Source organism: Rhodoferax sp., assembly GCF_039922535.1.
Lineage (GTDB): Bacteria > Pseudomonadota > Gammaproteobacteria > Burkholderiales > Burkholderiaceae_C > Rhodoferax_B.
This window is the reverse complement of sequence record NZ_JBDTEM010000074.1, coordinates 1-10388: the sequence shown is the minus strand read 5'-3', so window position 1 is coordinate 10388 and position 10388 is coordinate 1. Positions and strand designations below refer to the sequence as shown.

At 62.6% G+C, this 10388-nt stretch carries 13 protein-coding genes; 6 read left to right on the top strand and 7 right to left on the bottom strand.

The features are described from left to right. The 4 genes from ABI213_RS03020 to ABI213_RS03005 all read left to right on the top strand — a co-directional run. A partial coding sequence (locus tag ABI213_RS03020; protein WP_348026063.1) for a PhoH family protein occupies nucleotides 1-884 on the top strand: 884 nt, incomplete at its 5' end. A 56-nt stretch (nucleotides 885-940) separates the two neighbouring features. Beyond that, nucleotides 941-1396: an rRNA maturation RNase YbeY gene (gene ybeY / locus ABI213_RS03015; protein ID WP_348026061.1), complete on the top strand. Its 456-nt coding sequence runs from the start codon at nucleotides 941-943 to the stop codon at nucleotides 1394-1396. Nucleotides 1397-1409: 13 nt separating this feature from the next. After that, nucleotides 1410-1865 (top strand): FecR family protein, encoded by a 456-nt coding sequence (locus tag ABI213_RS03010; protein WP_348006531.1) that lies wholly within the window; start codon nucleotides 1410-1412, stop codon nucleotides 1863-1865. Next, entirely contained in the window at nucleotides 1862-2470 is a 609-nt protein-coding gene (locus tag ABI213_RS03005; RefSeq protein ID WP_348026059.1) for an OmpA family protein, read from the top strand. The genes ABI213_RS03010 and ABI213_RS03005 overlap by 4 nt, the downstream gene beginning before the upstream one ends. Before the next feature lie 2 nt (nucleotides 2471-2472). Here the strand turns inward: ABI213_RS03005 and dtd are convergent, their stop codons facing one another. Genes dtd through tyrS form a run of 3 tightly spaced genes read right to left on the bottom strand, consistent with a single transcriptional unit; the run spans nucleotide 2473 to nucleotide 4972 of the window. Next, a complete protein-coding gene (gene dtd, locus ABI213_RS03000) occupies nucleotides 2473-2910 on the bottom strand; it encodes a D-aminoacyl-tRNA deacylase (protein WP_348006529.1) in 438 nt (145 codons plus the stop codon). Nucleotides 2911-2919: 9 nt separating this feature from the next. Next, nucleotides 2920-3684 (bottom strand): substrate-binding domain-containing protein, encoded by a 765-nt coding sequence (locus tag ABI213_RS02995; RefSeq protein WP_348006528.1) that lies wholly within the window; start codon nucleotides 3682-3684, stop codon nucleotides 2920-2922. 31 nt (nucleotides 3685-3715) lie between these two features. After that, a complete protein-coding gene (gene tyrS / locus ABI213_RS02990; RefSeq protein ID WP_348026057.1) occupies nucleotides 3716-4972 on the bottom strand; it encodes a tyrosine--tRNA ligase in 1257 nt (418 codons plus the stop codon). A gap of 225 nt (nucleotides 4973-5197) precedes the next feature. Between tyrS and ABI213_RS02985 the strand changes: the two genes are divergently transcribed. Both ABI213_RS02985 and ABI213_RS02980 read left to right on the top strand, forming a co-directional pair. Beyond that, nucleotides 5198-6496, top strand: a complete 1299-nt coding sequence (locus ABI213_RS02985; RefSeq protein ID WP_348026065.1) for a M23 family metallopeptidase — start codon at nucleotides 5198-5200, stop codon at nucleotides 6494-6496. 4 nt (nucleotides 6497-6500) lie between these two features. Continuing rightward, nucleotides 6501-7604: an anhydro-N-acetylmuramic acid kinase gene (locus tag ABI213_RS02980; protein WP_348005899.1), complete on the top strand. Its 1104-nt coding sequence runs from the start codon at nucleotides 6501-6503 to the stop codon at nucleotides 7602-7604. A 4-nt stretch (nucleotides 7605-7608) separates the two neighbouring features. Here the strand turns inward: ABI213_RS02980 and mdtD are convergent, their stop codons facing one another. The 4 genes from mdtD to rplM all read right to left on the bottom strand — a co-directional run. After that, entirely contained in the window at nucleotides 7609-9027 is a 1419-nt protein-coding gene (gene mdtD / locus ABI213_RS02975) for a multidrug transporter subunit MdtD (RefSeq protein WP_348005898.1), read from the bottom strand. Nucleotides 9028-9087: 60 nt separating this feature from the next. After that, nucleotides 9088-9453, bottom strand: coding sequence for an iron-sulfur cluster insertion protein ErpA (gene erpA, locus ABI213_RS02970; RefSeq protein ID WP_092758362.1), 366 nt, complete (start codon nucleotides 9451-9453; stop codon nucleotides 9088-9090). A gap of 154 nt (nucleotides 9454-9607) precedes the next feature. Continuing rightward, nucleotides 9608-10000, bottom strand: coding sequence for a 30S ribosomal protein S9 (gene rpsI / locus ABI213_RS02965; protein ID WP_295960582.1), 393 nt, complete (start codon nucleotides 9998-10000; stop codon nucleotides 9608-9610). Nucleotides 10001-10011: 11 nt separating this feature from the next. Continuing rightward, nucleotides 10012-10388: 50S ribosomal protein L13 (gene rplM / locus ABI213_RS02960; RefSeq protein WP_348026055.1), on the bottom strand; the 377-nt coding region annotated here is incomplete at its 5' end.

Below are 10388 nucleotides of genomic sequence, written 5' to 3'. Positions count from 1 at the left end.
GCACCATCGAAGCGGCGTTGCAAATCACCATCGCCCACCGCCACGAGCAATTCAAGATCGACGGCCCCAAGCCCAAGGCCCAGCAGGCGCTGGAGCTGCTGCAGGCGCTGTACGAGCAGGCCGCCCGCCCGATCCGCCCCGACACCGTGCAATTGATGCTGGCCACCGACACCAGCGAGGGCGTGGACAGCCAATCGCTGCAAACCCGGCGCGCCGACCTGCGCGCCCGCACGCCCAACCAGGCCACGTATCTGGAAAACATCGCCCAGCACGACATCACTTTCGGCATTGGTCCGGCAGGCACCGGCAAGACCTATTTGGCGGTAGCCTGCGCCGTGGATGCGCTGGAACGCAGCGCCGTGCAACGCATCGTGCTGACCCGCCCGGCGGTGGAAGCCGGTGAGCGGCTGGGCTTTTTGCCCGGCGACCTGAACCAAAAAATTGACCCGTATCTGCGCCCGCTGTACGACGCGCTGTACGAGCTGATGGGGCCCGAAAAGGTACAAAAGGCTTTTGAGCGCAATGCGCTTGAAGTGGCCCCGCTGGCCTTCATGCGCGGGCGCACGCTGAACAACGCCTTCATCATTCTGGACGAGGCGCAAAACACCACGCCCGAGCAGATGAAGATGTTTTTGACCCGCATCGGCTTTGGGGCCAAGGCGGTGATTACCGGCGACGTGAGCCAGATCGACCTGCCCAAAACGCAAACCAGCGGCCTGATCGACGCCGAGCAGGTGCTGCGCCGCACCAAGGGCATCGCCATCTGCCGCTTCACCAGCGCCGACGTGGTGCGGCATCCGCTGGTGGCCCGCATCGTGGATGCCTACGACACCCGGGGCAAGTCCGATACCGACCCCGCACCGCGCAAACGCGCCGCGCCGTAATACTACACATTTGATAGCCTCCTGCGCAGGTTCCATATGCGCTGGAGCCCTAAAACATGCTTAAAAATCTGCAACTCTCGCTGCAATTCGGCACGCTCGCCGACGCGGCTCCCCACCGCGCCGCCCTGCCGCGCCACAGCGTGGCCCGCTGGATTCGCCACGCGCTGGCCGTGGATGCCGAAATCACCGTGCGTATCGTCGATGCCGAGGAAGGCCAGGCCCTGAACCGCGGCTACCGCAAGAAGGATTACGCCACCAACGTGCTGACCTTCGACTACACGCAGGAGCCCGTCGTCACTGCCGATCTGGTGCTGTGCGCCCCCGTGGTCGCCCGCGAAGCCTTAGAGAACGGCAAGTCGCTGAAAGACCATTACGCCCATTTGCTGGTCCACGGCACGCTGCACGCGCAAGGCTGGGACCACGAGACCAGCGCAGAAGATGCCGATGCGATGGAAGCCTATGAAGCCGAAATCCTGGCCGGGCTGGGCATCGCCGATCCCTATGCGGCATAAACGGGATAGCACCATGCGACTTTTTGTATCCACTCTGGCGCTGGTCTTGTGCTGCAGCACCGCCGGTGCCCAAAGCAGCGATGCCGCCCGCGCAGGCACGCTCAAAATCGTACAGGGCACGGTGACGGTCACCAACGCCCAGGGCCCGCATCCGGCCCATTCCGGCGACCCCGTGGCCGAGGCCGACATGCTGGCTACCGGCGCCGACAGCGCGGCCAGCGTGGTGATGCGCGACGGCACCACCCTGGTGCTGGGCCCGCACAGCCAACTCGACATCACCAGCTTCGCCTTCAACGGCACCACGCAAAAAGGAAATCTGTTCATCAGCCTGCTGCGTGGCAGCCTGCGCATGGTCACCGGGCTGGTCGGCAAGGGCCACCCCGATGCCGTCAAGATCACCACACCGACCTCGGTGATTGGCGTGCTGGGCACCGACTTTGTCGTCCACGCGGAAGGGGGTAAGCCATGATGGGCCCGGCCATCCTCGCCATCGGCGGTCTGGTCATCGCGCTATTGGCCGGCCGTGCCACACCGCCTTCCACAGAAGTGGTGCTGCTGCCCCAGGCCGACGGTTCGCCGTCGTCGGTGGTGGTGGTGTCGGGCACCGCCCGCCAAACCCTGTCCATCCCCTACCAGCGCGCTATGGTCGTGCGGGGCCAGGAACCCACCCAAGACACGCTGGACCTGGCCACCGTGCAGCAGGCCTACCCGGCGCTGTTCAGCGCCATGCCGCCGCCGCCCGAACACTTCATCCTCTACTTTGAAGCCGGGGGCACGCTGCTGACCCCTGCATCGCAGGCCGATCTGGCGAAAGTGGTGGCCGCAGCCCACCAGCGCGCCGGGGCCGACATTCTGGTTATCGGCCACACCGATGCGCAAGGCGACGATGCTGCCAACGATGCGCTGTCACTGCAACGCGCCCAGCAAGTTCGCCAGATGCTGCTACAAGACCCACAGTCGGTACAGGCGGAGTTGATCGAAGCCCGGGGCCGGGGCAAGCGCCAACTGGCCGTGCCCACCGCCGACGGCGTGGCCGAAGCCCGCAACCGCCGGGTGGAGATCTTTCTGCGCTGACGCTAGAACTGGATAGGAATGGTCACCGGGCCGTCATTGACCAGGTGCACCTGCATGTCGGCACCAAACTGCCCGGTCTGCACGGGGTTGTGGGCTAGCCGGGCCTGGGCAACAAAGTAGTCGTACAAACGCCGTCCTTCGTCAGGTGCAGCCGCGCCGGTAAAGCTGGGCCGGTTGCCGCCTGCCACATCGGCCGCCAACGTGAACTGGCTGACCACCAGCAGGCCACCGGCCACGTCTTGCAGGCTGCGGTTCATCTTGCCCGCCGCGTCGCTGAAGATGCGCAGCTTGAGGATTTTGGCCAGCAGCTTGTCGGCCTGCGCGTCGGTGTCCAGGCGCTCAGCGCACAACAGCACCAGCAGACCAGGGCCGATGGCACCCACTACCTGCCCGGCAATCTCGACGCGGGCCTGGGCGACGCGCTGAAGAATGGCTTTCACGCGGGGCGTTTAGTCGGTAATGCCTGCGGCCACAAACGCCGCCTTGCCCACCGGCCCGGCCAAAAAGGCCAGCAGCTCTTGCGCCAGCGCCTGCTGCGTGCCGGATGCCAGCGGCGCAGCGGTGTAGGCGGTGTAGTTCTGCACCGCTTCCGGCACCGGCCCGACCAGGGTCAGGCCTTTGCCGCGGTACAGAAGAATTTCGGTGATGGCGCCAAAGCCGATCTCGCGGCCCTGGCCGTGGAGCAGGTGTTCCATGACCGCCGCGCCGTCAGGGTAGCGGCTGGTTTTGCCCTCAACCTGGGCGGAGACCTCCCATTTTTTCAGCAGGCCTTCGAGGTACAGGCCGGTCGATGCCCGGTTGAACACCAACGAATCCGCATCCAGCACGGCCTGTTTGAGCGCCTCGGCGCTGCGGATATCGGGCACCGGCGCGCCATCGCGCACGGCCACGCCCATACCGACCCGACCGACATTGGCGCGGGTCTCGGCCAGTTTGCTGGCAGCGGCAAATTCGCCGATCACCGCGCGCGGCGCGATGACCACGTCGAACGCGGGGTTGCCGTCCATGCGCTTTTTCAACGCCGGTGCGGTGTTGAAAGTCAGGCGGGTGTGGTGTCCGGTTTGTGCGTCATAGGCCGCCACCGCCGCCCGCAGGCCGGGCTCAATGGCCCCCGCGCTCAGCACCGCGATCTCGGCCGCTTGGGCGGCCATGGCCAGCCCCGCCAGCATGCACACGGCGGCTATCTGCTTCACAAAATGGGGCGTACGGGGCATCACAGTCCTTTAAAAATGGAGGTTACAACGGCTACGCCACGGTCACTTTGGCGAACTTGCGCTTGCCGACCTGCACCACGTAGCTGCCCGCGCCCAGCTTCAGGCCCTTGTCGCTGACCACACTGGAATCAACCCGCACGCCACCGCCGTCGATCAGGCGGTTGCCTTCGCCGCTGCTGGCGGCCAGCCCGGCCATTTTCAACAGCGCACCAATCCCGATCGCCGCACCGCCCTCGCCCAGCGGCACGGCCACATCGGCGATCTCGTCCGGCACGCCGCCCTTGCTGCGGTTGTTGAAATCTTGCTCAGCGGCATCGGCGGCGGCGGCGCTGTGAAAGCGCGTGGTGATTTCCTTGGCCAAGGCAACCTTGGCATCTTTGGGGTTGCGGCCGCCTTCGACTTCGGCCTTGAGCGCGGCGATCTCGGCCTCGCTCTTGAAAGACAGCAGGGTGTACCAGCGCCACATCAGCACGTCGGAAATGCTCAACACCTTGGCAAACATGCTGTTGGGCGCTTCGCTGATGCCGATGTAGTTGTTTTTGGACTTGGACATCTTCTCCACGCCGTCCAGGCCTTCGAGCAACGGCATGGTCAGGATGCACTGCGGCTCCTGGCCGTATTCGGCCTGCAGGTGGCGGCCCATCAGCAGGTTGAACTTCTGGTCGGTGCCGCCGAGCTCCAGGTCGCTCTTCAAGGCCACGGAGTCGTAGCCCTGCATCAGCGGGTACAAAAACTCGTGCACCGCAATCGACTGGCCGCCGTGGAAGCGGTCGTGGAAGTCGTTGCGCTCCATCATGCGGGCCACGGTGTAGCGCGAGGCTAGCTGGATCATGCCGCGCGCGCCCAGCGGGTCGCTCCATTCGCTGTTGTAGCGGATCTCGGTCTTGCTCGGGTCCAGCACCAGGCTGGCCTGCTTGTAATAGGTCTCGGCATTGACCTTAATCTGCTCGGCGGTGAGCGGCGGGCGGGTGCTGTTGCGGCCCGAGGGGTCGCCGATCATGCTGGTGAAGTCACCGATCAAAAAGATCACCGTGTGGCCCAGGTCCTGCAGTTGGCGCATTTTGTTGAGCACCACGGTATGGCCGATGTGGATGTCGGGCGCGGTCGGGTCCAGGCCCAATTTGATGCGCAGCGGCGTGCCGGTGGCTTCGGAGCGGGCCAGTTTCTTGACCCAGTCTTCCTGAGGAATCAGCTCGTCACAGCCGCGCAGCGACACCGCCAGGGCTTCTTTCACACGATCTGTTACAGGAAATGAGCCACTAGGCTTTACGTGTGCGGGTTGATTCATAAGGGTTTTTCAGTGCTTTATCGGTTGTGGCCCACGTAGGGCACCGTTATACTCGCGGACTCGCTGTAACCCCTGATTTTAGTGGCGCGTTGCCTGATAGGCCGCCCCCACACTGAACTTGCAGGCCGCGCACACGATATCCAAATTGCGCCACAGCACCCACATTCGTTAGGAACCCCCGTTTTGAACCACGGTTTTTCATCCGTCAGCGATCGCTTGATTTCTCTGTTGCAACGCCACCCTAAGCGCCTCACCGCGCTGGTGGCAGCTCTTTTACTGGGCGGAGGCGGTGGTGCATTTGCCGTTGCGTCCCTCGGCCCCGATGCCGCTGACCTCCCCGTCCACCAGATTTCCGAGGCGGTGCAGCCGCTGGCCCTGCAAGACCAGGCCGATGCGCTGGACAGCCACACGTTCAACTTGTTCCGCACCGAAACCACGCGCTCTAGCGACACGGCAGCGACCTTACTGCAGCGGCTGGGTGTTGACGATGCGGCAGCCGTGGCGTTTTTACGCAGCGACGCGCTGGCTAGCAAGGCCCTGCTGGGCAAGGCGGGCCGCGTGGTCAATGCCGAAGCCAGCGACAGCCATGCACTGCGCCAGTTGAGCGTGCGTTGGAACCCCGGCAACGACAGCGTTTTTGAACGTTTGGTGGTCGAAAAAACCGCGCAGGGCTTCCGATCGCGCATTGAAGAAGCCGCGCTGCAAAACACCAGCCGCTTGGCGGGTGGCACCATCCGCAGTTCGCTGTTTGCCGCCACCGACGAGGCCAATATCCCCGACGCGGTGGCGACCCAGATCGCCGAAATTTTCTCGGGTGACATCGATTTTCACCGCGCCCTGCGCAAGGGCGACCATTTTTCAGTGGTGTATGAAACCGCCGAAGCCGACGGCCAAGTCTTGCGGACCGGTCGCGTACTGAGTGCCGAGTTCTACAGCAACGGCAAAACCTACCAAGCCATGTGGTTTGCCGAGCCGGGCCAAAAAGGCAGCTACTACACGCTGGACGGCCAGAGCCTGCGCCGCTCCTTTCTGGCTTCGCCGGTGGAGTTCTCACGCATCACCAGCGGTTTCAGCATGCGGTTTCACCCCATCCTGAAGCAGTGGAAAGCCCACCTGGGTGTGGACTACGCCGGAGCCATCGGCACGCCCGTGCGCACCGTGGGTGACGGCGTAGTGGAGTTTGCCGGGGTGCAAAACGGCTACGGCAACGTCATCATCATCAAGCACAACAGCCATAACGAAACCGTCTATGCGCATCTGAGCCAGATCAACGTGCGCGTCGGCCAGACTGTCAGCCAAGGTGACCATATCGGTGCCGTTGGCATGACCGGCTGGGCGACCGGACCGCATTTGCACTTTGAGTTCCGTGTCAACGGTGTGCACCAGGACCCATTGACCGTCGCCCGCCAGAATGACAGCCAGCCAGTGTCGCCTGCGGCCAAGGCCGCCTTCAACCAGCTCTCATCCGTGATGCGCCAACAACTGGCGGCGGCTACGTCGATACAGCAAGCCAGCGCAGATTAATCCGGTGCGCAATCTGTTCATCGGCCTGATGTCGGGTACCTCGTTAGACGGCGTGGACGGTGTGCTGGTGGACTTTATGGATGACCGCATGCAGGTGCGGCAATACGCTACCCGACCGTTCGCGCCCGCACTGAAGGCCGAATTGCTGGATCTCAACACACCCGGCGACAACGAACTGCACCGCGCCGCCCTAGCGGCCAATGGGCTGGTGGCTGTGTATGCCGAGGTGGTACAGCTGCTGCTGGAACAGTCCGGCACCCACGCCGCACAAGTCGAGGCCATCGGTGCACACGGCCAGACGGTGCGGCACCGCCCGCAAGAATTCGGCGGCACGGGCTACACCTTGCAACTGAACAACCCAGCGCTGCTGGCTGAGCTGACCGGCACCACCGTCGTGGCGGACTTCCGCAGCCGCGATGTGGCGGCGGGTGGCCAGGGAGCACCACTGGTGCCCGCCTTCCACCAGCAGGTATTTGGGCGCGCGGGCGAAACGGTGGCGGTGCTGAACATTGGCGGCATCTCTAACCTCAGCATCCTGGACGGGCAGATTCTGGGCTTTGACTGTGGCCCCGGCAACGCCTTGATGGACTATTGGTGCCAGCTGCACACCGGCCAGCCGTATGACGCAAACGGTGCCTGGGCCGCCAGCGGCACGGTGCAGCCCGCCCTGCTGGCCGCCCTGCTGGACGAGCCCTACCTGGCCAAAGCCCCACCCAAAAGCACGGGCCGCGACCTGTTCAATCCGGCTTGGCTGGCTAGCAAGCTACAGGGCTTTACCGAACTCGCCCCGGTGGACGTGCAAGCCACATTGACCGAATTGACCGCCAGCGCAATAGCCACCTGCATGAGTAGCTATGGAAAAAATAGCAATCAGCTGATTGTGTGCGGCGGCGGTGCCTTAAACGGCTATCTGATGCAACGCCTACAGGCCTTGCTGCCGGGGATACAAGTGCAGTCGTCTGCAGCGCACGGCCTGCCGCCCTTGCAGGTCGAGGCCGCTGCTTTTGCCTGGCTGGCCCGGCAAACGGTGCTGGGCCAGCCAGGCAACCTGGCCAGCGTGACCGGTGCCCGCGGCGAACGGGTGCTGGGCGCGGTCTACCCGGGTTAGGTTATCAATGCGTTTCGGTGTGGCTGACGGCACTGTCGGCCGTAGTCACCCGCATGTCAGGTGACAACTGCCAAAAAATCCAGGCCGAGGCCAGCGTCATCAACCCCATAGTCGCAAACGTGGCGTGGAAGGCATTCAAGGTCTGCGCCGAACCCGCCCCCTCAAAATGACCGGTAAAGCCCGCCAGCACAGCCCCAGCAGCCGCCACGCCCATACTCATCGCCAGCATCTGCACCATCGACAACAAACTGTTGCCACTGCTGGCCAGCGGGCCGTCCAGGTCTTTCAGGGTGACCGTGTTCATGGCGGTAAATTGCATCGAATTCACCGCGCCAAAAATCGCCAGCTGTACCAGCTTCAACCACAGCGGCTGCTCCCGCGTCACCAACGCAAAGCTGGCCATGGCCAGCCCTACCAGCAAAGTATTCAGCACCAGCACCTTGCGGTAGCCCATTCGGGTAATGAGCCGGGTGGCCAGCGTCTTGGTGACCATACCGGCCAAGGCCACCGGCAACATCATCATGCCTGCCTGGGCAGGCGAATAGCCCATGCTGACCTGCAGCAGCAGGGGAATCAGAAACGGCATGCAACTGCTGCCGATGCGCGCAAACAGATTGCCCAGCAGACCAATCGTGAGCGACGAAATATCGAACAGACGGGGTGAAAACAAGGGGTCGGGCTGGCGCATAGCATGCAGCCAGTACGCCACCAGACTGGCCAGCCCAAACATCAGCAGCACCAGCACAGAGGCTTGGCGCAGCCCCAACTCCGACAGGCCATCCAGCGACAGCGACAAAGCCACCATGCCAAACGACAGCATCACGTAGCCGCCCAGGTCAAATCGCCTAGACACCACCCGCAGGCCTTCAGGCATGAACGCCAGCGTGGCCGCGCAGCCAATGACTCCCACGGGCAGGTTGATCAGGAAAATCCAGTGCCAGGTGGTGTATTCCACCAGCCAGCCGCCCAGCGTGGGGCCAATCAACGGGCCAATCAAACCGGGTAAGGCCACGAAACTCATAGCCTTCAAAAATTGCTCGCGCGGAAAGGCCCTCAGCACCGCCAGTCGCCCCACCGGCAGCAGCAAAGCGCCACCCACGCCCTGCACCACGCGTGAGATAACCAGTTGCGTCAGGCTGTGCGAGACGGCGCAAAACAGCGAACCCAGCGTGAACAAGGCAATCGCCGCGACAAACAGACGGCGGGTGCCAAAACGGTCGGCCATCCAGCCCGAGGCAGGAATCAGCATGGCCATGGTCAGCGAATAGGCCACCACCACCGACTGCATGCGCAGCGGGCTCACCCCCAGGCTGTCCGCCATGGCGGGCAAGGCGGTGTTGACAATGGTGGCATCCAGCGTCTGCATGAAAAACCCGATGGCGACCAGCCACAACAGGCGTTGGTTGGATGCGTCGTCTTGCATAGTTCTATTTCACCAACGAAAAAGCCGCCCTCGGGCGGCTGTTTTGGACACGCTCAGCGTTTAAGCGGAGAAGCTGGAGCCGCAGCCGCAGGTGCTGGTGGCGTTGGGGTTTTTGATGACGAACTGCGCTCCTTGCAGGTCTTCTTTGTAGTCGATCTCGGCACCCAGCAGGTACTGGTAGCTCATGGCATCGATCAGCAAGGAAACACCATTTTTGGTCATGGTGGTGTCGTCTTCGTTGGTGATCTCGTCAAACGTGAAGCCGTACTGGAAGCCGGAGCAACCGCCACCCTGCACAAACACCCGCAGTTTGAGATCCGGATTGCCTTCTTCGGCGATCAGGTCGGCCACTTTGGCGGCAGCACTGTCGGTGAAGACAATGGGGGTGGGCATTTCGGTCTGGATGTTTTCGGCAAGTGCGCTCATGTGGTGCTCCGTTATCAATGTGGCGATGCTACTTCAATTCCCGACAAAGGGAGTAGGCATTGCAATTTGCCGGTGACGGCAAAGCGGTCTTTTAAAAAAACAAAAACCGCCAAAGCCCGAGGGCTTGGCGGTTTTTGTGTCGCAGTAGCGAAGCTTAACGCTTGGAGAACTGCTTGCGACGGCGAGCACCGTGCAAACCGACTTTCTTACGTTCCACTTCACGTGCATCACGCGTCACGAAACCGGCTTTGCTCAACTCTGGCTTCAGAGTTGCGTCGTAGTCGATCAGGGCGCGGGTAATGCCGTGGCGGGTTGCGCCAGCCTGGCCGGACTCGCCACCGCCGTGCACGTTCACCATCACGTCGAAAGTTTCGGCGTGGTTGGTCAGTAGCAGGGGTTGCTTGCAAATCATGATCGAGGTAGCACGACCGAAGAACTCGGTGATGTCTTTACCGTTGACCTTGATCTGGCCGGAGCCTTTTTTCAGAAACACACGTGCGACGCTGGATTTGCGACGGCCGGTGCCATTATTCCAATCACCAATCATCTGGATACTCCTTAGATGTCCAGCACTTTAGGCTGTTGGGCGGTGTGTGGGTGCACAGCACCACCGTACACCTTGAGCTTCTTGATCATGGCGTAGCCGAGCGGGCCCTTGGGCAGCATGCCCTTGACGGCTTTTTCCAAAGCGCGGCCTGGGTGTTTGGCTTGCATGTCGCGGAACGAGATGGCAGAAATGCCACCTGGGTAACCGGAATGGCTGTAGTAAATCTTGTCAGTCGACTTGGCGCCGGTGACGCGCAGCTGGGCTGCATTGATGATGACGATGAAGTCACCGGTATCGACGTGAGGCGTATAAATGGCCTTGTGTTTGCCGCGCAAACGGAGAGCAACTTCGCTGGCTACTCGTCCGAGGACCTTGTCGGTCGCGTCAA